The organism is Bacillus sp. FJAT-44742 (assembly GCF_002797315.1).
Classification (GTDB): Bacteria; Bacillota; Bacilli; order Bacillales; family Marinococcaceae; genus Thalassorhabdus; species Thalassorhabdus alkalitolerans.
In genome coordinates this window covers 1,012,872-1,035,664 of sequence record NZ_KZ454936.1, presented here as the reverse complement: position 1 = coordinate 1,035,664, position 22,793 = coordinate 1,012,872, and the positions used below count along the sequence as shown (strand labels likewise).

At 41.5% G+C, this 22,793-nt stretch carries 27 protein-coding genes; 9 read left to right on the top strand and 18 right to left on the bottom strand.

Annotated elements, in window-relative coordinates; genetic code table 11:
* Positions 1–2: 2 nt before the first annotated feature.
* The 4 genes from CEF17_RS05325 to CEF17_RS05310 form a co-directional block, all read right to left on the bottom strand.
* A complete protein-coding gene (locus CEF17_RS05325; RefSeq protein ID WP_100398607.1) occupies positions 3–1,478 on the bottom strand; it encodes a PH domain-containing protein in 1,476 nt (491 codons plus the stop codon).
* A complete protein-coding gene (locus CEF17_RS05320; RefSeq protein ID WP_100398606.1) occupies positions 1,465–1,944 on the bottom strand; it encodes a PH domain-containing protein in 480 nt (159 codons plus the stop codon). Before CEF17_RS05320 ends, CEF17_RS05325 begins: the two co-directional genes overlap by 14 nt.
* Before the next feature lie 26 nt (positions 1,945–1,970).
* Positions 1,971–2,177: a hypothetical protein gene (locus tag CEF17_RS05315; RefSeq protein WP_100398605.1), complete on the bottom strand. Its 207-nt coding sequence runs from the start codon at positions 2,175–2,177 to the stop codon at positions 1,971–1,973.
* A gap of 163 nt (positions 2,178–2,340) precedes the next feature.
* Complete coding sequence (locus CEF17_RS05310) at positions 2,341–3,477, bottom strand: conserved virulence factor C family protein (RefSeq protein ID WP_100398604.1); 1,137 nt, start codon at positions 3,475–3,477, stop codon at positions 2,341–2,343.
* Between the two features lie 146 nt (positions 3,478–3,623).
* Between CEF17_RS05310 and CEF17_RS05305 the strand changes: the two genes are divergently transcribed.
* Complete coding sequence (locus tag CEF17_RS05305) at positions 3,624–4,352, top strand: metallophosphoesterase family protein (RefSeq protein WP_100398603.1); 729 nt, start codon at positions 3,624–3,626, stop codon at positions 4,350–4,352.
* A 45-nt stretch (positions 4,353–4,397) separates the two neighbouring features.
* Here CEF17_RS05305 and CEF17_RS05300 read toward each other — a convergent pair whose 3' ends face one another.
* The 6 genes from CEF17_RS05300 to rnz all read right to left on the bottom strand — a co-directional run bounded on the left by CEF17_RS05300 (position 4,398) and on the right by rnz (position 8,027).
* The gene (locus CEF17_RS05300; RefSeq protein WP_100398602.1) at positions 4,398–4,820 is read right to left on the bottom strand and encodes a TlpA disulfide reductase family protein; all 423 of its coding nucleotides are present in this window, start codon (positions 4,818–4,820) and stop codon (positions 4,398–4,400) included.
* 37 nt (positions 4,821–4,857) lie between these two features.
* Entirely contained in the window at positions 4,858–5,169 is a 312-nt protein-coding gene (locus CEF17_RS05295; RefSeq protein ID WP_157842934.1) for a thioredoxin family protein, read from the bottom strand.
* Positions 5,170–5,419: 250 nt separating this feature from the next.
* Positions 5,420–5,632, bottom strand: a complete 213-nt coding sequence (locus tag CEF17_RS05290; RefSeq protein ID WP_100398600.1) for a hypothetical protein — start codon at positions 5,630–5,632, stop codon at positions 5,420–5,422.
* 73 nt (positions 5,633–5,705) lie between these two features.
* A complete protein-coding gene (locus CEF17_RS05285; RefSeq protein ID WP_157842933.1) occupies positions 5,706–6,620 on the bottom strand; it encodes a DUF6612 family protein in 915 nt (304 codons plus the stop codon).
* 137 nt (positions 6,621–6,757) lie between these two features.
* A complete protein-coding gene (locus CEF17_RS05280; protein ID WP_157842932.1) occupies positions 6,758–7,018 on the bottom strand; it encodes a DUF2524 family protein in 261 nt (86 codons plus the stop codon).
* Between the two features lie 94 nt (positions 7,019–7,112).
* Positions 7,113–8,027: a ribonuclease Z gene (gene rnz / locus CEF17_RS05275; protein ID WP_100398597.1), complete on the bottom strand. Its 915-nt coding sequence runs from the start codon at positions 8,025–8,027 to the stop codon at positions 7,113–7,115.
* Positions 8,028–8,083: 56 nt separating this feature from the next.
* On the opposite strand from rnz, the gene CEF17_RS20300 reads away from it, so the two are divergent.
* Entirely contained in the window at positions 8,084–8,260 is a 177-nt protein-coding gene (locus CEF17_RS20300) for a hypothetical protein (protein ID WP_198508887.1), read from the top strand.
* Here CEF17_RS20300 and CEF17_RS05270 read toward each other — a convergent pair.
* From CEF17_RS05270 to CEF17_RS05255, 4 genes are all read right to left on the bottom strand, one after another.
* The gene (locus tag CEF17_RS05270; protein ID WP_100398596.1) at positions 8,249–8,770 is read right to left on the bottom strand and encodes a type 1 glutamine amidotransferase domain-containing protein; all 522 of its coding nucleotides are present in this window, start codon (positions 8,768–8,770) and stop codon (positions 8,249–8,251) included. The genes CEF17_RS20300 and CEF17_RS05270 overlap by 12 nt on opposite strands.
* Positions 8,771–8,837: 67 nt before the next feature.
* Entirely contained in the window at positions 8,838–9,593 is a 756-nt protein-coding gene (locus CEF17_RS05265; RefSeq protein WP_100398595.1) for a DUF3891 family protein, read from the bottom strand.
* A 250-nt stretch (positions 9,594–9,843) separates the two neighbouring features.
* The gene (gene ilvA, locus CEF17_RS05260) at positions 9,844–11,091 is read right to left on the bottom strand and encodes a threonine ammonia-lyase IlvA (RefSeq protein WP_100400805.1); all 1,248 of its coding nucleotides are present in this window, start codon (positions 11,089–11,091) and stop codon (positions 9,844–9,846) included.
* 294 nt (positions 11,092–11,385) lie between these two features.
* A complete protein-coding gene (locus tag CEF17_RS05255; RefSeq protein ID WP_269799440.1) occupies positions 11,386–12,870 on the bottom strand; it encodes an aldehyde dehydrogenase family protein in 1,485 nt (494 codons plus the stop codon).
* Between the two features lie 215 nt (positions 12,871–13,085).
* Between CEF17_RS05255 and CEF17_RS05250 the strand changes: the two genes are divergently transcribed.
* From CEF17_RS05250 to CEF17_RS05235, 4 genes are all read left to right on the top strand, one after another.
* Positions 13,086–13,286 carry a hypothetical protein gene (locus tag CEF17_RS05250; protein WP_100398593.1) on the top strand — a complete coding sequence of 67 codons (201 nt, stop codon included), beginning with the start codon at positions 13,086–13,088 and terminating at the stop codon, positions 13,284–13,286.
* A 200-nt stretch (positions 13,287–13,486) separates the two neighbouring features.
* Positions 13,487–13,819 (top strand): phasin family protein, encoded by a 333-nt coding sequence (locus CEF17_RS05245; protein WP_100398592.1) that lies wholly within the window; start codon positions 13,487–13,489, stop codon positions 13,817–13,819.
* A 33-nt stretch (positions 13,820–13,852) separates the two neighbouring features.
* A complete protein-coding gene (locus tag CEF17_RS05240) occupies positions 13,853–15,526 on the top strand; it encodes an ABC1 kinase family protein (RefSeq protein ID WP_100398591.1) in 1,674 nt (557 codons plus the stop codon).
* 365 nt (positions 15,527–15,891) lie between these two features.
* Positions 15,892–16,497, top strand: a complete 606-nt coding sequence (locus CEF17_RS05235; RefSeq protein ID WP_054635694.1) for a trimeric intracellular cation channel family protein — start codon at positions 15,892–15,894, stop codon at positions 16,495–16,497.
* 144 nt (positions 16,498–16,641) lie between these two features.
* Here the strand turns inward: CEF17_RS05235 and CEF17_RS05230 are convergent, their stop codons facing one another.
* The 3 genes from CEF17_RS05230 to CEF17_RS05220 are packed head-to-tail and all read right to left on the bottom strand — an operon-like array spanning position 16,642 to position 18,442.
* Entirely contained in the window at positions 16,642–17,478 is an 837-nt protein-coding gene (locus CEF17_RS05230; RefSeq protein WP_100398590.1) for a sulfurtransferase, read from the bottom strand.
* A 60-nt stretch (positions 17,479–17,538) separates the two neighbouring features.
* Positions 17,539–17,919, bottom strand: coding sequence for a YppE family protein (locus CEF17_RS05225; protein ID WP_100398589.1), 381 nt, complete (start codon positions 17,917–17,919; stop codon positions 17,539–17,541).
* A 43-nt stretch (positions 17,920–17,962) separates the two neighbouring features.
* A complete protein-coding gene (locus CEF17_RS05220; RefSeq protein ID WP_100398588.1) occupies positions 17,963–18,442 on the bottom strand; it encodes a helix-turn-helix domain-containing protein in 480 nt (159 codons plus the stop codon).
* A 186-nt stretch (positions 18,443–18,628) separates the two neighbouring features.
* Between CEF17_RS05220 and CEF17_RS21000 the strand changes: the two genes are divergently transcribed.
* Complete coding sequence (locus tag CEF17_RS21000; RefSeq protein WP_442857429.1) at positions 18,629–18,736, top strand: hypothetical protein; 108 nt, start codon at positions 18,629–18,631, stop codon at positions 18,734–18,736.
* 49 nt (positions 18,737–18,785) lie between these two features.
* On the opposite strand, the gene CEF17_RS05215 is transcribed toward CEF17_RS21000, so the two are convergent.
* Entirely contained in the window at positions 18,786–19,037 is a 252-nt protein-coding gene (locus tag CEF17_RS05215; protein ID WP_054635689.1) for a DUF370 domain-containing protein, read from the bottom strand.
* A 173-nt stretch (positions 19,038–19,210) separates the two neighbouring features.
* On the opposite strand from CEF17_RS05215, the gene recU reads away from it, so the two are divergent.
* Positions 19,211–19,810, top strand: coding sequence for a Holliday junction resolvase RecU (gene recU, locus CEF17_RS05210; protein ID WP_100398587.1), 600 nt, complete (start codon positions 19,211–19,213; stop codon positions 19,808–19,810).
* Between the two features lie 85 nt (positions 19,811–19,895).
* Positions 19,896–22,721, top strand: a complete 2,826-nt coding sequence (locus CEF17_RS05205; RefSeq protein WP_100398586.1) for a transglycosylase domain-containing protein — start codon at positions 19,896–19,898, stop codon at positions 22,719–22,721.
* Positions 22,722–22,793: the final 72 nt, after the last annotated feature.

The window sequence follows — 22,793 nt, the reverse complement described above, 5'->3', positions numbered from 1 at the left end:
GTCTAGCCCTTCTCTTGCTGGGTTTCTTTTTCAAAGGAATACCACTGATACAAATCATTTCCGTCATCCTCAGCCATATCACGGACCGAAAATGATTTCCCTCCTGCTGTAGAGAGAATGGAAACAGTAAACGTGCAAAGGTCCATTCTTCTTTGAAACAAGGAATGGCTTTTTTCCACAGACTGTATTCTTTTTTTAGGGACTACCTCTCTCGTTAAATTAAAGTGCCGTGTCTGGAAAATGACATGCCTTTTTGTTACGGCATGTCCTCCATCCTTATACCGGAGCCAGCCAAGAGCAAATGCAACAGGTATAAAGATAAGCAGCCAATTGCCAAATGGAAGCCATACAGCTGCAGGAATGACTACAATAAGAACTGGTATGACAGCTCTCACCATAAACCGAATCAGCGCTCGTTTAGGAAGCGGTGTCAATTGCTTTTCAATTACGTAATCAGGAACAATTTCATTTAGGATCTCGTTGGCAGCTTTTTTCCTGACCAAGGGAAGAAGGAGTGTAGAAAGCTGTTCATCACTGCTTCCTCCTCCTGCACTCTCTACATACACACTAGTAAAACCGAGGGGCTGGCGAATCATGGTAGCTACATAGCGTACGGTAGTAATCCGCTTAATGTTTAAAGTGAGCTGCCTTGTTTCCAGCAAACCTCTTGAAATAATAAGGTCATTTCCTCTCTTGACGACGCTAAAATTGCCGTATTTGATGACGGTAATAAAAATTGAAATAATCCATGCTATTAACGTGATAAGAAAGATAAGTATGATAATAACAAAAATACTCGATTCCACAAAAAAACCTAATGTTGTTTCATAAAAAGTCTCAGGGAGCAGCTGGTCTACTTGGGTAAACAAGGCTAAGACAGCAGAAAGCACCAGCCCTACACCACCTGATGTCAATCCTGCTATAAATAAGTCTCTAACTGGAAGCTTCCATTGGTAGTCCACAGGATGTGCTTCCAATTCCTCTTCCTTTTTCTCCGCCGTTTCCTCTACTGTCGTATCATCCTCCTCTGTCGTACCTCGGTTGAGAAGCATCGACCGCAGCTCTTTTGCTTCTCCTTTGGTGACAGCTACTATTTCAACCTCTGGTTCGTTTCCTCCCCCAGCGGTCTCTATTCTTACTTTAACAAGGCGGAATAATCTCTGAAGCACGCCCGCTGTCACATCGAAGCTTTGTACTCTGTGCCTGCGGATGTAACGATTTTTTTTAATAAAGATTCCTTGCTTTATCCTCAGCTCTCCCTCTTCGATGCTATATCGATAGGTCAACCAGTAGAGCAGGCTGTGGATCAGCATAATAGCCAGAATGATAGGAAATACCAAGCGAAATCCAAATATGTTTGGTCCTGTGCCCCCCACCACAAAAGCGAGGATCAAGGGAATTAAGAAATCTTTTATGCGGCCGAAAAATAATATGACAATGGCTGCCCCATGCATTCTTTTTCCTTTATTCATCTTCATCAGCTGTTTGTGCCAGCATGGCAATTTGATCTCTAAGGTTATCGGCCACTTCCTCAGTTAGAGCAGGGATTTCATGAACGTCTGCTGCGGTAGAAATTGTAACAGCTGAAAGTCCATATCTTCTGTAAAGGGGACCCTGTTCCGTATCCACATGCTGAACCCGTATCATAGGGATTAATGTTCGCCTCACAATAAACACCCCGTACTTTAAGTCAATTTCCTGTTCATGTACTTCATAGCGCCATCTCCTCCACCTGACACTTGGAATAACCCAGACAAAAAACAAAAATAATATTCCATACAAACCTATAAAGAGCCATAAAAGCCACTGGGGGAAGTCGTAAAAGTACATTAATATCCCGTAAAAGACCGGAATGCTTAAAAAGAACAGACTCTCTAGCGCCCCTTTAAACCGCCAAACTGGCAAAGCTTTTCTGGAAATACGTTGTGTTGGTTCTTTGCGCAAAATAATACCCCTTTCCCCTTGACCCCTTATTCTTCATCAGCGTAAACAATCTCTACGCCTAGTTCAGAAAAAAGTTGAAGAACCTGGTCATTTAATGTTTCATCTCTTAATAATCCAAGAGATTTGACTATTTCTATTTCAGCTAGTTTTCCATTTTCAGCTTCTTCAAGCAAATCAAGGATTTCGGTGTACTCTTTTTTTTCTAGTTCGTTCATAATCTCATCTTTCGTCAATTTATTTCTCCCCTTTTTTTATTATGTAATTGTCCTTTTATCTTACCATGAACCATTTTATTCTAAAAAAACTTCCCCCACAAAGGAAGTGTCGCTTCCTCCATCGGCAAGTTTAGTCCAAAAAGAAGAGACTTCCTTCTTGCGAAGCCTCTTCTTCATATTATTATTTATTTTTTGATTGTTCAATGGTGTCAGTCATCTGCTTCCATACTGATCCCTTTGCTTCTTCGCCCCCTTCAATGCGTTCAAGAGCCATTTTGACTTGCATGGCCACCTCAAACTCAGGGTCATCCTGGGCTTCTTTCAGCGGTTCAACTGCCGATTCATCTCCAACCTCATAAAGAAACATTGCTGCACGCCAGCGCACAAGTTTGTTTTTATCCTTTAGTGCTTCCGTCATGGCAGGTATACCTGCTGTATCCCCAATATCCGAAAAGCAGTCTCCAGCTGTTCTTCTCACTGTAACCGTCTTATCCTTTAGCGCTTTTTCAAGAAGCGGTAATACTACAGGCTTTTCAATCATCCCAAGATAAACTGTCGCCAGTCGGCGGATCGCAGGCTTTTCATCTTCTAAAGCTTTTTTTAATACAGGCAAATCTTCTTCTGTTGGATCCATCTGCTCCATAGCCGCATACCGATTTTTCCAATCAGGATCCTTTAAGTCCTCAAGTGTCACCGTCTTTCGCTTTTTCTGAGGGAGTTCAGAAGGATTCTCATCTGCCAGGGCTCGTTGAACAAGATTGTCGAGACGTTCCTGATTGTAGGCAGCAGACACTTCTTCTGCTACTTCCTGACCGATTTCTTCCAGATCACTTCCATAACGCGTGCTGCTTTCAACCCACTTTCGTTCTAGTACGACATTATCTTCTTCTTGTTGGGCCTCAAAGGCTGCTTTCTGAAACCTTTCAGGAAGGCCCACCCTCTTTTCCTCATCCCCTGTGGTCAGCTTAATTTGCATAGGGATTCCTTTAAACTCTTGTATGGAGACTTGTACTTCTCCAAAGGCATCATCCACTGTTTGCTCTGCTTCTGTTTCTGCAGTCTCCTCGCCAAATACCGCTCTGACCTGCGGGAGAATTACTTTCCAGTCTACTTTTGCGTTTCGCTCTAGCGCAAGAAAATCAGCTACATGATAAACACCTTTAATACCCTCAATTGTAAAAATCTCTTTAATTTGTATTGGAGCGTCTTCTTTATTATTTTGTGTATAATTATTGCTCTTTCCCCCGGCGAGTGTTTCATCCAATATTACTTTCATTGTATTGGGGCTTGGGGTTGGCTCAATTGTCTTTATTTTCATTTTCTACTATTACTCCTTTCCACGGTGTTACTGGATTGATTGTAACATAACCAATCCTTCTCCTTCCATTCCAAGCATTGTTAAGATTCGTAACTGTTTCTCAACTCATGTATAATGGAAAAAAAGAGCAAAGGGGGAAAATATTAATGCAAGTTGCAATCCTTTCAGACATTCACGGAAATGCTAAAGCATTAAAAGCAGTATTAAACGACCTTGCTGAAAAGAACGTCAAAAAGTTATACATAATCGGTGACTTATGTTACCGGGGACCAGAACCTAAAAACGCTCTTGAAACTGTACGTTCCACCCCGGCTAAAGTGTTAAAGGGAAATGCAGATGAATGGATCGTTAGGGGAGTGAAAAAAGGAGAGGTGCCTGACAAAGCTCTTGCTATTATGAATCAGGAAAGGGAATGGACAGTTGAAAGACTGACACAGGATGATATCTCTTATTTAGAAAACCTGCCTTCTTCCTTCCATGAGAACCTGACAAATGAAATATCAATGCACTTATTCCACGCTACCCCTGACAGCTTATTTGAAATTGTCACAAAAGAAGCAAGCAATGAAGAACTTGAACATTCTTTAATGACCCAGGTGGATGCTGACTTTTATATCTACGGTCATATTCATACACCATTTGTGAGAAAGATTGGCGATAAGACTGTGATTAATACTGGGAGTGTGGGTCTTCCCTTTGATGGAGATAATCGAGCATCTTATGCACTGCTTACGATTAAAGATGGAAAAGTAGAAGCTGCGATAGAAAGAGTAGAATATGACATTAACCGGGTAGCCGCCTCTTATGATGCAAATGATTATCCTAACCGGGAACAGATGAAACAAATTATTATAAGCGGAAAAAAACCGAGCTAAGGATAAATGAAATCAGCCGAGCTCTCTATGGAGAGGACTCGGCTGTTACTTTTTTAAGATGCTTGTTACGCCTTCCATAATAGTTAAAAAGGAAACTTTGTCATTGTACATTTGTACAATCTCCTGTTCTTCATTGATCAATACAGTAGTTGGAACACCCATACATCTATATTTATCATATGTTTTTGTTCCTTCATCTGCAAGAGCCGGAAACCTGTATCCCTGCTTTGCAAGAAATGCGTGCCCGTCTTCTTTATTACCTTCTCGGCCGGTAACATTTACCGTCAGAAAAACGAGCTGCTCACTTTTCATGCTTTCATAGAAGTGATTTTTCTGAGCAAGATCTTTTACTGAGTCAGGACACCAGGAGGCCCAGAATGTGAGCATAACAGGCTTTCCTTTATAACTTTCTAACTTTACAAATTCACCGTTTTGAATATTTTTCAAAGAAAAATCAGGTGCTTTCATGATATCTTCTGCTCCTCTCTTTGGCCGGTACCCTTGTTTACTTTATGTATGGCTTTAGATTATTTATAAATGACTCGATTGAACCAAAAGCATAGATTGTTTCTTTACAATCCCCCTCTTTAAATATCTTTACACAAGGTACACTTTGTATTTTCAGCTGTTGAACAATCTTCGGCATCAAATTAACATTCCCTTTGTATGCTGACGGAGCTGCAGATAATTCCTCAGCGGCAAGGATCATCTTTTCAGCTATTTTACATGTCCCGCACCACGGGGTATAAAAATAAATCATCACTGCTTGATCTCTTTGTAAAACAGCATGTAACTGTTTTTCTGACACTTCTTCCATTGAAGCTTTCCCCCCGGGAGGCATTTTATTCTTTTATCATATCTTCTCATTGCCTGACCTTCAAGTGAAGCACTTGGGATCTTAAGTCATATCTGTTCCACTCAGTATCTTCCTGCGTGCAGCCGGCTAACCAAGTGATTTTGAATCCAAAAATAAGGCTCCAATTACCAAAGACGATAATTGGAGCCTTATTTACTTAGGTGAGACGGTTTTGCCTCACCCCTTCCTTCAGGAAGAGGAAAATGATGATTTATTGATCGGTTTGTTCTTCATTCTTTTCAACGACCGCATCGCGCCATTTCATAAGGTCGTTCACTATCCCGCCAAATTCCTTATTAAAGGGATAATTTTCCTGCATTAATGCCTTCTGTTCCATTTCAGGCAGTCTCCTTAATGCTGTTTCAGCTTCATTAGCCGCTTGTACTAAACGGTCTAATCTACGATTTAAATCAGCTCTGCTCATCGGGAATCCTCCTTCTTTGCATTCTATTTCTTTTTACCCTAAGGAGAAGAATGCAAAACTTTCAGGAAGATTCCTATTCCGCCCAGGAGACATCAACGTTATAAATCATTTCTTCCTCCTCAATTTCGAGAGCTTCTTCTTGAACGGGCCGGGGAGGTAATGAGGGAGTTGTATCATTAATACCGGAGAAGGTCCCCCGAATAATAATGTCTGCTGGCAGACCGCCTTCTTCAGATGGTGTGATAAAATGGAGGTCAATAGAAAGACCGGAAACTTCAAATGTTTCCTTATGAAAGGTAAGAATATAAGTCAAAGAATCAAATGTAACATTAAGAGGGCCATCTGTCAGACTGACTCCAGCCTGGTCTCCCATAAGACGGTAAATATGGGTATTTAATTCTTCAATATTTACTCCTATATCTTTAAAAGAGATGACATACTTTTCATCCTTTTCTATGATGGAAGCTCGGCTGAAGGCCTGGAAAGGAAATTGCAAATGCTCATCCATGCTGTTTTCTGCCTCCACAAAAGCAAGAGCCTGCTCTGCAACTGGCGGCGGTACTCTCCGCCATGTATTTTCATTAGAATGAAAGAGGTAATAGCCGCCTTCGTTTATATAAAACTCAGAATACATCTCTTCACCAGTTCCCTGATGAATCATAGTTTCATAGCTTTTGTGCAAGGAAAAAGGCTGGAACTTCACTTCAGATTGTAAAAATACTTCTTTTAAGAATTCTTCTTTATCAGCTCTCATCCTATTTTCCCTAATGTTCATTTCCATAGTATAACTTGTCATGGTATTTAAGCTGTTTTCCATGTTTTTTATCATTTCATGAGACGTCGTTTCACTTTCCCCTTCTCTATCTCCCCCGGCCGTTTCGTCTATGGATGAAATGCTCCTTGTTGATGCTTCCTCTTCAGTATTCACACAACCGGTTACATAAAATATGGAAAACAAGAGAAGGCTTAGCCACATCCTCCTCTGCATAAAAACGCCCCTTTTCCACTTCTTTCTCTACTTATTCCCATTAATAATGTAATCATATCATTAATTGTTAGAGTATTGAAAAATTTATGAGCGCTGTTCAGTATAATCTAGCTTCCTGCTTTGAGCTGCTCTTGCTCCTACTGGCCAAGAATCATGGCATTTTGCATTTGTCTTAAACGTGCCTGTGCTCTCTCTAATTCCACCCGCTGCTGAGGTGTAGTGCTTCTCAAAAGGTGAGAAAGTTCATCCTCAACTTCATTAATTCTTTGTTGTAACAGACTGTATTCCTCCTGGTTGTAATACTCTAGCTTTTGACCCTCCTCCCATTCGCTGCGTGCCATAGCAATCGTCTCCTCCACTTTACTAAGCATTGCATCCATTTGTTTATAAATAGCCATTAATTTTCCTCCTTGCATATTATGTTTCATTATTATTCCGGAAAGAATAATCACCTATACAAAGAGAGGTAAGGGAAAGAATGGATGTCCTTTTTCACTTCACTTTATAAACAAATCCATCATAAGCAACAGATATGTTGGAAAATTCTCTGGCAGCTTCTTCTCTCAGGATTTCAGGTTCCTTCTCATACCTGGGGCTTATATGGGTGAGAATGAGATGCTTGGCCTTGCCGTCCCTGGCAATGATTGCAGCTTCTTTAGCAGTGCTGTGCCCAAACTGTCCGGCATGGTCTTTTAGATTTTCTGAAAATGTTCCTTCATGTATAAGTACTTCAGCGTTTTCAGCTAACGTTCTGCTACCCTTGGATGGTTTGGTATCCCCTGCTATACTGATCACCCTCCCTGGCCGGTCCGGTTCCAAAGCTTCCTTCCAGCGAACCACTGTTCCATCTTCCATGACAACGTCCTTTTTTTCCTGAAGCTGTTTATAAAGAGGGCCTGGCGGCAAACCCTTTTTCACTAAATATTCCTTTCGCATACGTCCTCTCCTTGCTGGCTCTGTGTAACGGTAGCCAAAAGAAAGGACAGTGTGGTCCAGCATAACTACCTCTACAGCACCCCTATCTGTTTCTATCTTTTCACCAGCTCTCACTTCATTCACATCCAGAGGATAGTTCAGATACGTGCCCGATGCCTCCAAGGAGATGGTTACAAATTGCTTTATTCCTGGGGGCCCGTAAAGAGTGAGAGGGGTTGTTGCTCCCATAAAAGAACGGCTTCCTAAAAAGCCAGGAAGACCATAGATATGATCCCCGTGCATATGGGTAATAAATATTGCTTCAAACATTGGCGGCCTTAATGAAGAATTAAGCATTCGGTGCTGTGTTGCTTCCCCACAGTCAAACAGCCAGGCTCCTTTTGCCCCCGAAAGAAATCGAAGCGCCGTTGCGCTCCCATTTCGTTGTTTGGAAGGGACACCTGCTCCAGTACCTAAAAAATGTATTTCCATGTACGTTCCTCCCTTGTTCATTCGATAATAACAGGAAAAAAGAGATGGGATAAAATTTGTACGAACATCGTAAAGACGAAGAGAACTATATGGATCTCCCTTGTGACTGGGCAAAAGCAAAGGGGGGACCAAAATATGCTCCTTCCTTTCTGGCTATCAAAAGAAAGAAACCCGAACCACTGTTAAAAAATGGTCCGGGTTTTCTTTCCAGGCTCAGCAAATCATTTAGCTAATGCATCGGCAAATGCTTTTGCATAGGGAGGAAGATCAGGGGGGCGGCGACTGGATACAATATGACCGTCCACAACTACTGCCTCATTTACCCACGTTGAACCAGCATTTGTCATGTCATCTTTGATTCCAGGCGTGCTTGTTACCTTGACACCCTCCAAAATACCAGCTGAAATTAAAACCCAGCCGGCATGACAAATTTGGCCGATTGGCTTCTTCTCTTGATCCATATGTTTCACAATCGACAACACTTCATCGTAACGACGTAATTTATCAGGTGCCCATCCTCCTGGCACCAGCACTCCATCATAATCGTTTGGGTCTATACTGGAAAATGCCTCTTCAGCCGTTGCAGGTACTCCATATTTCCCGGTATATACCTTGCCCTTTTCTTTCCCTGCAAGGACTACCTTAGCACCCTCTTCCTGAACACGCATCAGGGGATACCAAAGCTCGAGATCTTCAAATTCTTCATCTACCAATGCTATAACTTTCTTACCTTCTAATCTCATAATGGCCTCCTTTAGATGATCTTTATCTATTCTACCATCAGCCATCAATTTTGAAAAAAGAAGGGAACTACGAAGGGGGATGAAAAGTAATAAATGTTTTTATTTGTTCTCTTTTTTTCCAGGCTGCTGCTAGGCCCGTTTTTTTACAATCTTGTTTAGACACTCTCCAGCTTCTCAGTGTAAAAGAAAGCCTTTGAGCAAGGGGAAAAGGTGTTATCTCAATATCTTGGGTACTTCTCCAGCTGGCTTGCATCTGTTTTTTACCTAGAAAGTCAAAACGCTGTCTAAACCCATTTTTAAACCAGGGATACTCTTTTTCTTTGCTTACTCCAGGTTGATTTAAGCAGGAATATAGTGAAATATCATCACAAAATTGGAGAATGTTTACATGTTCTGTTTCAAAGCCAGCCCGTGCTCCCTGTCCTCTAAGTTTATCTTGTCTTTTTTGTTCCTGCTCATAAAACTCTTTACCTATTTTTGTTTCATTGCTCGTAAAAAAAGAAGCGTAATGGAGGCTCCCTAATAAGGCGGCATAAGGATTAATTCTTTCAATCTCATCTACCCCATTAGAGTAAGCATTTATTTTCTCGTTCATTGGATAATCAGTAAAAGAAAAAGGCCTTTGTTTCTTTTCATTCCACAACGGTTCTTTATCAAGGGGAATCCATGCTCTGTCATGCTCTTTTACAGCAAGAATGACGGCTTCCCACAAACTGGTCTTCACGGCTGGATCTCCCCAAAACGCGCACACTGCACCAGACAACCTGGCATGTTCGTGCTGCTCAATTAACTCAAAGCTGTCACTCCATTCTCTAATAATCACTTCAACTCCCCCTTTGTTTCATCTTTTTCTACTCGTTTTATATAATAAATTCTTGATAAAACAGAGATAGTCCTTTTTTATTAAGGAGCAGGATAATGAAAAACGCAGATTCCTGCTTATCAGCTCTTTCCCTTATATTTCTTTCAATTCTATTAAGTAATAATTACGGTAAGTGAAATTTTAAATTAATCGACAGTTCAATCATTATCATATAAAAAGAGGATGCCGCCAACATGGGGCATCCTCTCCATTACACTAGGAAAGTAAATAATCGTTCATCTTTGTTAATTTCGTCGTATTGAAAGCCTTTTTTCTGCATTCTCTCAATAAGCTGCTGATAATCCTTACTGCATTTTAACTCCACGCCTACTAAAGCCGGTCCGCTTGTTTTATTGTTCTTTTTTGTGTACTCAAATCTGGTAATATCATCAGTCGGCCCAAGGACTTCATCTAAAAATTCACGCAAGGCACCTGCCCGCTGGGGGAAGTTGACTATAAAATAATGCTGGAGCCCTTCATAAACAAGAGATCTTTCTCTCATTTCCTCCATCCTGCCAATATCATTATTCCCGCCGCTTACAATACAAACTACGGTCTTTCCTTTAATTTCATCCTTGTAAAAATCCAGGGCTGAAATCGGCATGGCCCCTGCCGGCTCTGCCACTATGGCATTTTGGTTATACAGTTCAAGAATCGTACTGCAAATTTTCCCTTCCGGAACAAGCTTAATATCATCTAAGACATTTTTACAAATATCGTAAGTAATCTCACCTACACGTTTGACAGCCGCGCCATCAACAAACTTTTCAATCTCTTCCAGCTCCACAACTTCTCCGCTGGCCAAAGACTCTTTCATTCCAGGAGCGCCGGCTGGCTCTGTTCCAATTATTTTGGTAGAAGGAGAAATGGATTTAATATAGGTGCCTACGCCGGAAACGAGGCCACCGCCTCCAATTGAACTGAACAGATAATCTATTTTTTCTTCTATATCATTCATAATTTCCATTCCGACTGTGCCCTGACCGGCAATAATTTTTTCGTGATTAAAGGGATGGATAAACTCCATATTGTGCTCTTCCCTGTATTCCATCGCCTGGGCAAATGCATCATCAAATGTATCACCTGTCAGTATAACTTCCACAAATTCCTTGCCGAATAATTTCACTTGGTCAATCTTTTGACGGGGCGTAGTGTTAGGCATAAATATCTTGCCTTTTACTTTTAAAGCTTTACAAGAATAAGCAACTCCTTGGGCATGATTGCCGGCACTTGCACATACGACTCCGTTTTCAAGGCTTTCCTTAGAAAGACTATGCATAAGGTGATATGCTCCCCGGATTTTAAAAGACCGGACAACTTGCAGATCTTCCCGCTTTAAATACACATTCGCGTCATATCTTTCAGAGAGAACCTGGTTTTTTTGCAGAGGAGTATGAGTAACTACATCCTTAAGAGTTTGATTAGCTATGATTATGTCTTCGATATGAATCCTGCTCATGCTTTTTTTCCTTTCATTTGTCAGGGTTTGCGCTGTTGTCATTCGAATCATCCTTTTTACGTCTTTACCAGGCTATTATGTCCCTTTTTTCCTGTCATTTGCTTTGTCCTGCAGGCCTCACATAAAACCTGCTGCTCTTCTTTATTAAAGAAGAGCAGCGTAATACAGACAAGCTGCCTATTTATCCTTACTAATTATAACATCATTTTACTATGGTTAGAGATAATCTCAAGCCATTTCAAGCAACTTGTCCCTTATAGTGGACTAAAAGATGAATCAAAACGTTTTCATCTTTTATTTTCTGCCATAAATGATGGCAAGGAGGCGTTCTATCCTCTTAAAATTCTTCTTGGAATAAGGAAAGTAATTAAATGAACGTTTTCTCTTTCCTTTTTCAATCATTATAGCCTGGGTATACGTGAAAGCTTCAACTCCTTCTCTGCCGTGGTATCTTGCCGCTCCACTTTCTTTCACCCCCCCAAAAGGGGCATTCATATTGGCAATATTCTTAATGACATCATTTACATAGACGCTTCCTGTATTCAGCCGTTCAGCCAGCTGTTTCCCTTTCTCTGTATTATTTGAGAAAATGCTTGCATTTAATCCAAAGCGCGAGTCATTTGCCAGCCGAATCGCTTCTTCTTCACTACTATAGGGTGTGACTGTCACAACAGGTCCAAACGTCTCTTCCTGCATAATTTCCATCCCTTGATTTACATTAGTTAAAATCGTCGGTGGAAAATAAGGATACTCAGCTTGTTTCCACGTCTCATCCGTAACACAGGCTGCACCATGAAAGATAGCATTCCCCACCTGCTTTTTTACCCTTTCAAAGCCATCTCTTGTTGTCATCCCGCCCATATCAGAATGAAAATCAGTTCCCTGGGTTAATTCCAGGGCTTTGCTGCGAAGCTTCTCTACAAAATCTCTATATATTGATTGATGGACATATATGCGCTCAACGCTGACACAAACCTGGCCGCTGTGAAGAAAACTACCATACAATCCTGCTTCAACAGCACGATTTACGTTAGCATCCTCACAAACAATCATCGGATCTTTGCCTCCAAGTTCAAGATCAACAGGGATCATATAGTCAGCCGCATGTTTCATAATGGCTTTGCCGACAGGAACACTGCCTGTAAAAAAAATCTTTTCTGGTTTGGCATCAACTAGGGCTATTCCCTGCTCTTTGCCTCCATGAACCACCTCAACTGTTCCAGTTGGAAAGACAGAGGAAAATAGCTCTTCCATCCATTTGTTTAATTTTGGCAGGACTTCAGAAGGCTTTAGTACTACCGTATTTCCAGTAACTAATGCAGTAAGTGCAGGTACCATTGAAAGCTGTAAAGGAAAATTCCACGGAGAAAAGACCGCGATTGTTCCCAGTGGCTTTCTCACTACACTGGTCCTCTGCTTCCCATAAATAAACGGTGTTTTTCTCGTTTCCTCTGCCATGTATCCTTCAATTTCTTTTTCATAATGAACAATGGCATCTGCTGTCGCTAAAATTTCGGCTGTCAAGGTATCCGTCGGTGTTTTATGTGCTTCATTCTGTAAAATACTGATTACTTCTTTTCTCTTTTTCAACAGTTGCTTTCGCAGCTTTTTCAAATATTCAATTCTCTTTTTTAATGACAGTGAAGACCAGGTTTCTTGTGCATGTTTAGCTCTGTTCATTTTTTCAGTAATTTCTTCCGGTGTGTTCCAGCTCGTCATTTTTATCGCCTCTTTCTTCTTTCTTTTTGAAAAAACGCTGTTATGTTCAGGACGTATCATGGTACAAGCAGGAAAGCTTACAGGAAAAGCGTGGCTTATCGTAACAAAATCCTTGTAAAAGGAAGGAATTGAAAAAAAATAATAGAGCATCTATAATAAGAGTGATATCGTGTGAAGGGGAGTATATCTTTTTCCAGCATACACGGAAATTCGGTCCGGCATCAAAGGATCGAACCCAAGGATGAGTGGCTCTATACATACAAAGGAGGATCACAATGGTCAAAAAATGTAGTGCATGGTTAATGATGGCGTTTGCGATTTTTGCTCTTTCTCCTCTTGCTGCTTTGGGAGCAGGAGATGGAAACGGAGAAAATGGCGCTGAAGAAGTAGGAACGTTCATGTATACTTCTTTATCTGTCCTTTCTCTGGTTACTATTGTTTTTGTAATTGTACTTATGTTTACTGATAATAACTAACCTGTAAAGCATTCAGCCTTTGGCTGGATGCTTTTTTCCTAAACGCTGTATTTTAAAATGTTTTGCGCCGGTTAGTTTTGGTAAAATACAAGTATGGGGAAATCAAAGCTTCTATCTGCTCGCTTCCAAATCGAGAGATAAGAAAGCAGTTTCCTTTCGCCCGGGAAAAAAGAGGGCAAAATTCTGCAGGAGGGGTTATGATGAACGAACTATTAAAAAAAGGATTTTTCCTAGGACTCGGTGCAGCAGTGACAGGGAAAGAAAAAGTTCAAGCATATTTGGATGACCTTGTTTCAAAAGGACAGATCACTCCGAAGGAAGCCGATGAGTGGATGGATGAAATGGTTACGAAAGGTAAATCAACAGAAGCTGAATGGTCCTCTCAAGCTAAAGACCGCATGCAGGATTCCTTTAAAGACATGGGTGTTGCTACTCAAAAAGATATAAATGAACTAAAAGAACAATTAGCAGCGATTGAATTGCAATTAGCACAGCATATCAAAAACAATGATGATGAAAACAACTCAAACTAACCAGCGAGACATTCAGGAGAAAGGAAATGTTGCATGGCACTTTCTAGAGGTCTCAAGCACGCAAACCGCTACCGAAAAATAGTAGCTACTCTGACAAGACACGGGTTTGGCTATATTATCCAGGAGGTTGGGTTATTCCATGTCCTTTCTCTCCCAAAGCGTCTGGCCGCTGATTCAAACAAAAAAGAAACTAGATCTGTTGGTACCCGAATTCGGCATGTGGTAGAAGAGCTTGGTCCAACCTTTATAAAGCTTGGCCAAATGATCAGCACAAGAAAGGATATCTTTCCTCCTTCTATTATTCAGGAGCTTGAAAAGCTTCAGGATGACGTACCTCCCTTTCCTTATGAAAAAGCAAAGAAAATGATTGAAGAGGACATGGATACCTCAATTGATGAGGTCTTTTCAGAGATTTCAGAAAAGCCCCTTGCAGCTGCCTCTATCGGACAGGTACACTGGGCCCGCCTTAAAACAGGAGAAGAAGTGGCCGTTAAAATATCACGCCCTCATATCAAAGAAATTGTCGAAAAAGATATAGAGATCCTTAGAGATCTAGCCCGACTGCTTCACCAGCGTTTTACATGGGCTCAGTTTTACCGGCTCCAGGATGTAATAGAAGAATTTGTTACTGCTATACGAGATGAAGTGGATTATTTTGTAGAAGCCCGTAATACAGATAAAGTCAGGAAAAACATGGAGGAATTTGAACGGGTCGTGATCCCGGAAATTTATGAAGAGTTTTCTACCAAACGCATACTTACTATGTCTTTTTTTAAAGGGAACAAGATCAGTGAACTTTCGGAATCAAGAAGTGAGGTTAAAAAAAATGCCCTGGCCCGTTCATTAGCTGACGCTTTTTTGCATCAGGTGTTAATTGACGGCCTTTTCCACAGTGATCCTCACCCAGGAAACATCATTTTTTTGGATGAAGACAGAGCCGCTATGCTCGACTTCGGCCAGGTAGGGCGCCTTAATAAAGCAATGCGGTACCAGTTTGTCAGTTACGTTATTGCGATGACCCGCAAGAAACCTGAAGAAGTGGCCGATACCATTTATGAAATGGCTGAAATTCCTGAAGATATTAATCATGATCAATTTGTGGATGATGTGGAATACTTATTGCAAAAATACTATGACCGGCCGTTTAACCAGGTACGGTTCGGTGAAGCAATCAATGACATATTCTCAATGTCTCATAGGTACCAGATCCAAATTTACAAAGAATACACACTTCTTGCCAAAGCGATTATTACACTCGAAAGCCTGCTCGAAAGACTTGATCCTGAGCTGAGCATTGTGGAAGTTGCCGAGCCTTACGGAAAAATGCTCGCTCGTGACCGTTTAAATCCGTTTACCTGGCTTACGAAAGTGGGACGAGAAGGAAAAAGACAGCAGGACATTCTTACTGATATTCCAAAAGAATTAAGAGATGCGTTAAGGCAGATCCACAAAGGAGTAGGTATTGACGTAAAAATACCTACGCTGAATATCTTCTTAAATAAAATGGACAAAATTGTTAACCGAATTTCTTTTAGTATCACACTTCTTGCCTTTAGTATCATTATGGTAGGCCTTATTATTGGTTCCACGTTTGGGGACCAAAATTCTATTCTTGTCCAGCTTCCAGTCATTGAAATCAGTTTTATTGTTTCCTTTTTTATGTTTCTTTTATTAATTTACTCCATTTTAAAATCCGGACGTTTTTAAGAGCTGTCTTATTGGATGTTTACAATGTCTTTTCACATTTTTTTCAAACAACGTGTTTACAGTATGCTCCCTTAAGGTGAGTCTTTCACTTCAAGGGATTAGCTTGGTTCACGTTTTCAACTTTTCCAATGATTACGAGAAAAGCAGCCAGGGTAAGCTTTGCTCGAGCTCTCATTACAGCGACCGGGCAAAATAGACCGCACGCCTCTTATTAGAGGATTTGCGGTCTTCTTTTACTGCAAAGAAGCACTTACCTCGTGTAACAGTCGGACCATTCTTTTATGCAGGCTGGCGGGGTGGATCATTCTTTCATTTCTCCACGGCTTTGGTAAGATAAGCGTGAACATTATACAAAGGAGCAGCCTATGACCTGGGACATATTAAATATTATCGGAACAATTGCCTTTGCCTTAAGTGGTGTGATTGTAGCAATGGAAGAAGATTATGATTTACTAGGAGTTTATATCCTGGGGTTTGTTACGGCTTTTGGGGGAGGAGCCGTGCGAAATTTATTGATTGGTGTGCCTGTCTCTGCTTTATGGGAGCAAGGAAACCTGTTTACGATTGCTTTTATTGTTATGACTTTAGCTTTTCTTCTCCCGAATCTCTGGCTTACTCAGTGGGGAAAATGGGGAATATTTTTTGATGCCATTGGCCTTGCTGCATTTGCTGTTCAGGGAGCCATTTACGCTGCAGAGATGAATCACCCGTTGAGTGCAGTTATCGCAGCCGCTGCCCTTACTGGTGCAGGAGGCGGGATGATTCGAGACGTGCTTGCAGGACGCAAGCCTATGGTGCTGCGTCAGGAGATCTATATCGCCTGGGCCATGCTTGCAGGATTATTGATTGGTACAGGGGCAGTAAACACCATGGCTGGGTATATATCTTTGCTGGTTGTCATCGTCACACTCCGAATGCTGTCAGTCTATTATAAATGGCGCCTGCCTCATCGTTCTTTAAAGAACGGATAAGCAGTGCCCTTTCTAGTGAATAGTTGTACCTTTACCTTGTACAAGCGTGCGTATTTTGTTAAAACTCACAATGAATGTAATAAAGCGAAGTGAAAAAAAAGCTCATTCTTCCCTATTTACGGCAGGGAAGGATGAGCTCTTATATTATGATTTATCTGTTTCATAGGGAAGATCCGGATATGAAGACCAATCACTCCAGCTCCCTGCATATAACCGGACATTTTCAAACCCTGCTTCCTTTAAGGCAAGAACATTAGCTGCCGCCGTTACCCCAGAACCGCAGTAGGATATGATTTCATCAGAATGAGACAACCCGGAAAAGTGACTTTGAAGCTCTTCAGATTCTTTCCATTTCCCCTCTTCTGTTAATACTTTCTTCCAAAAATAATGCCTGGCTCCAGGGATATGACCTGCTACCGGGTCAACCTCATCCCTGATTCCTTTGTATCGTATTTCATCACGACCATCAATTAAAACTTTGTCTTCTTCATGTAATGCTACCTTCACTTCTTCCAAATGAACTAATAGACGAGGTTCTTTAGCAGCAAAGAAATACCTTTTCTCTATAGAAGGAATTTCCTCGGTTACAGGATATCCTTTTTTCTTCCAATTTGTAAATGTCTGATCAAGGACATAAACACTCGGATGGCCAAGATATAACAGCATCCACCAAAAGCGAGCTGCCATGGCTCCGCCTTGGTCGTCATATGCTACAACCTTAGTATCCTTATCAATCCCAAGTTCAGAAATAAAATCCGCAAATTGCTCCATGTCAGGCAGAGGATGCCTTCCACCATGAACTGCCGGAGAATCTGATAAATCCTTTTCCAAATCAACATGTACTGCTCCAGGAATATGGCTTTCATAATATTCTTTTTTTCCCTGCTCAGGCTGTCCCAATTCAAAACGACAATCAACGATCCGAAGGTTTTCATCATGCAAATTTTCATACAGCCACTTGGTTGTTACTAGATAGCTCACTACACGTCCCCCTTCTTCATTTATTTCTATATTTTAACATGCCTTAGCAGCATGCTTCTATTAAGAAGGGGCTTTTAACTCATAAAGTATTCCTTCAAGAACGTAATCCACTGACTGCACCATTTCATGGAATCTTTTTGATTTCGTATCTATTTGAAAAGCAGTCACTGACAGAATAGTGAGGTTCTCGTGAGTGTCTGTAATTTGTTTTTTGTATATATATTTTGGCTTCTCTTCCTCTATCCACCTTTCAGATACTTGCCTCCATTTGTCAGCTGCTTCTTTCACGTGGTCGGCAAAGGGCTTCACCTGCCCATAAAAATCGGGAGAGTAACCTTCTTTTAAGGTGCTCTGTTCATACTGTTTCAAAGCCTTTTCATTCCACTGCTTTACTTCCTTTGTTAATGAATGTAAAAGAGCGGTGTCTTCTTTTGTCCACATTATCTCTCACCTCTTTTTTATCATACCAAAGGAAGGTTTCCCCTTAAACTGAAAACAATCCGGCAAGAAACCCTTTTTCTTTTTTGGAAGGGCCGTTTTCGTCCTGTGGTTCTATCTCTTTCATTTTTATCTCTATTAGGCTTTCTTCTATCTTCCCGATTTTTCTTTCGACTTCTTCAAGCTCCTGCCTGTGCTTTAGTAATTGGTAACTTACAACTTCATCTGCTTTTGTTTCTATGATTTCTTCGAGCTGTTCTATTCTCTTTGTCATAATATCCATTTTTTCCAGTACTGAGGCTGAAGCTACTTGAGATAAGTGAGATTCGGTGTCATTTTTCCGGCTGTCATCCCATTCCTTTTTAAGAGCTTCGAATTTAGAAATGGCCTCTTCTCCATATAAAAAATGTCCCCGGTCATTTGTTGAACATTTAATATTATGCTTCTTTACCCACTTATGAACAGTAGCAGGAGCTATTTGCAGCAATTCGGCCACCTCTTTAGTTTTCAGCATTCGTTCACTCATCTTGAAACCTCCTCCATTCACTTATAGCTAGGTAATTCTACCTTTCTGCTTGCTCTCCTTTCCACCTTACAAAACTAGTGCTTATTCGAAAAAGAAAGAAGAGATGTGTGCCTTTTCTTGTTTTTTTTCCGCCATTCGCATAGCAGCGTGAACCAAGGGGACAGTAAGAAAAAAGGAGGGGTTGAATTGAGAAAAAAACCGAATCAAAACAATGCGAAAGTGAAAGGCAAGGAAGAGAAAAAAGTCGGGTACGGAGATAAGAAGCTCGAGGGCCCGAATCGTCCTGCTGAGTAATCAGAGGAAAAAAGAAGCTTTCACTCTGCGAAGAGCGAAAGCTTCTTTGTTATTCATCTGATTTACTATTGAGCCTTTGAGCAACCGTTTCCGGTTGAATAGCAGAAAGAATGACATGGTCGCTGTCAGCAAGAATAATGCTTCGAGTTTTTCTGCCATTTGTCACATCGATGAGCATTTTTCTTTCTCTTGCTTCCTGGATCATTCGTTTGGTCGGAGCTGAATCCGAATTAACAATTGATACGATGCGTCCAGAAGGCATCATGTTGCCAAATCCCAAATTTATAGGCTTATCACTCATCTTATCCCATCTCCTTCTATGTAATAAAATTATTCTAACATATACAGTTCCCCCCTTGTCCACTTAGCCTATAAACGTTCAAGAAAACATCTTCTTTGTAATGAGAAGTTGTGCTATGATAAGTTGATGACATTTGACTGTCCTTTATTTTACACAAAAGGAGGGTGAATTTGTTGGCCTTTCGCTATCCAAACGGGAAACGATTTATTCCTTCTGGAACAAAGCCGTCCAAGTCTCTCTCTGGGACATCTCCTCAATTTGGCAACAGAGGGATGACCTTGGAAGAAGATTTAAATGAAACAAATGAATATTATTTACAAACCGGACAGGCTGTCATTCATAAAAAGCCAACACCTGTGCAAATTGTAGGAGTTGATTACCCAAAGAGGAGTGCTGCCACCATTACGGAAGCCTATTTTAAACAGCCGTCCACAACTGACTATAATGGTGTATACGCTGGAAAATACATTGATTTTGAAGCCAAAGAAACAAGGAACAAAACTTCCTTCCCTTTTGGCAATGTCCATGAGCACCAGGTAAAGCATATGGAACAGGTCGTAAATCAAGGCGGTATCGCATTTTTAATTTTTCGGTTTTCACCGACACAGGAAGTATATTTATATGATGCTTCCCACTTTGTTTATTGGTTCAGAGAACAAAAGGAACGCAAGTCCATTCCTAAAAATGATATCGAAGAAAAAGGACATCTCGTGCCTCAAGGTCTATCTCCTCGTCTAGATTATTTACAGATAATTGACCGTGTCTATTTTTAAATTTGTAACTTATCCTATCCGTTTACGTCTAACAGGATAGGAGAGCTCGGTTCGTTTGAACTGATAGAAAGGAAGATCTAGCAGAATGAGTCAAGAGTATCGTTCAAGAACAGAAAAACGTCAGGCTGAAGAAAAAAATAAACGGGGCAATAAAAAAAAGGCAGAACATACAACGCTAAAGCAGCCGTTATGGAAAAAAATAGTCATAGCTTTTTCTATTATACTTGCCGTTTTGGTCATCGCAGGCGGAGTTACAGCTGTCGCTATGATCAGGGATGCTCCTGCACTTGACCCTGAACAGCTCGTTTTTTCCCAGGCTGCCCAGATATATGATGACCGCGACGAACTGATTACTCAGCTCCAGGCCACAGAAAATCGTGTCATGGTGGATATAAACGAAGTACCTGACCACGTAAAAAATGCATTTATTGCTGTTGAGGATGTCCGTTTTTACGACCACTTTGGTGTTGATATGCGCCGGATGTTTGGAGCCCTTGCAGCCAACGTATCCTCAGGTTTTGGAGCTGAGGGGGCAAGTACAATCACCCAGCAGGTGGTTAAAAATGCATTTCTGTCCCCTGACAAGCAGATAACGCGAAAAGTACAAGAACAATATCTTGCAGTACGCCTTGAACAGCAGTACAGCAAAGATCAGATTTTAGAAATGTATTTAAATCTTATTTATTTCAACAACGGCGCTTATGGTATTGGACAAGCTGCCCAGTATTACTTTGACGTCTCTAATGTGGAAGAGCTTGCCATTGAAGACGCCGCTCTTCTTGCAGCTATTCCGCGCCGTCCGAGTTACTACGATCCTACAAACAATCCGGAAGCTGCAGAATCGAGAAGAAACCTTGTCATATCTTTAATGGAAGAACACGGTTTGATCAGCTCTGATGAAGCGGCCGAAGCAAGAGCTGTTACCATTGAAGAACAATTGAATGTATCTGAGCTTGCTGAAACCGAAGGTCAAGTATATGATTCATTCATTTCTCATGTACAAAGTGAAATAGAAAATATTGATGGGATCACCTCTTCAGACTTATATTCAGCAGGGCTTCAAATTTATACCACCCTTGATACCTCTGCTCAAGATTACGCTGAAGATGTCATTCAAACTCGTGATTATATTGATTCATATCCTGATAATGAGCATTTCCAGGTCGGTTTCACCCTGCTTGATACTCAAACAGGTGAAATAAAAGCAATGGTTGGCAACCATCACGGCGGTGAGGTTGCTCGCGGATGGAACTATGCTACACGTTCAGAGGCCCAGCCTGGTTCAACTATTAAACCAGTGTTGGATTATGGTCCCGCCATTGAAAGCCTGCAGTGGTCCACCGGCCATATTATTCCCGATGAACCACATTCCTATTCAGACGGTACGGAGATCAGGAACTACTCAAGAAACTATATGGGCAACATAAGCATGAGAGAAGCTTTGGTCCGGTCTTTAAATATTCCAGCTGTAAAAGCTCTGCAGGAAGTTGGACTGGATGAGGCTCAAGAATTTGCCGCCAATTTAGGAATGCCTTTTGAAGAAATTCATGAAGCATACGCTCTTGGCGGAGTAGCAGAAGGTGTCTCCAGTAAAGAAATGGCTGGTGCATACGCAGCCTTTGGTAACGGCGGAGAGTTTATTGATCCTTTTGCAGTAAGAAAGATCGTCTTCCCTGACGGCAGAGAAATCGACCTTCGTCCGGAAGCCAGCGAAGCTATGAGCGATTATACTGCCTATATGATAACGGATATGCTTAAAGGAGTGCTTGATGAATCATATGGTACAGCAAGAGACATCAGCCTTCCTAACCTGCCTGTGGCCGGTAAAACAGGAACAACAAACTTTACGGCCGATGAAAGACAGCAATATAATATCCCTTCCGGCGGTGTCCCTGATACGTGGTTTACAGGGTACACGTCCCGCTATACTGCTTCCGTGTGGACAGGATTCAGCGGCGGCCGGGATGCAGGCTATCTAAGTGAAGGACCGGAGCGCCGAATCGCTAAACAAATCTTTGAACTTGTCATGAATGAAGTTTCTGATGGTATTGAAACTCCTGACTTTGAACAACCGGAATCAGTTGTAAGAGTGGATGTCGAAAAAGGCACCGGAAAGCTCCCAAGCCCTCAAACTCCCCAGTCTGAAATAACTGAGGAATTGTTTGTCAGAGGGACAGAACCTGACAGCGTCTCACAAGAATTTATTGAAGAAGAGGAAGAAGAAGAAGAAGAGGAAACAGAAACTCTCACATCAGTTTCCGGTTTATCGGCTTCCTACAATCAGGAGAATGACCAAATTATTGTGACCTGGAATTACGATGGGAGCGGAGCTTCTTTTGAAGTGAGTCATGGTACTGGTGGATCTCTCAATACAGTAGCTACACAAGGAGAAATGCAATATATCCTAAATGCACCTGAAAAAGGCACTACTCACGAATTCCAGGTGATAGCCGTTGAAAACGGGGAACGAAGTGATCCAAACAATGTAAGTGTAACAGTTCCTGATGAAGAGGCTATAGAAGAAGAGGAGCCGGAAGAAGAAGCAGACGAAGAGCCTCAAGAAGAGGAACAGCCGGAGGAAGAGCAGCCTCAAGAAGAAGAGCAGCCTCAAGAAGAAGAGCAGCCTCAGGAAGAAGAACAGCCTCAGGAAGAAGAGCAGCCTCAAGATCAGGAGGAAGAGAACGGTGCTCCTGAAGGTGGCGGGAATAACGGCGACAATGGACCTCCAGAAGAAACACCAGCTCCACCTGCTGAAGAAAATAATGGCAACAACAATAATGCAGAAACAACTCCAGAACCACAGCCGGAGCCACAACCTGATCCGGAACCAGCTCCACCTGCTGAAGAAAACAGTAATGACCAATCGGCAGGAAGTAACGGCGATGACAACGGCAATGGAGAAGAAGACTAAGATTAAAAAGCGAGACTAGAACTAAACAGTCTTATAATAAAAGAGGATCCAATAACTGGATCCTCTTTTTGT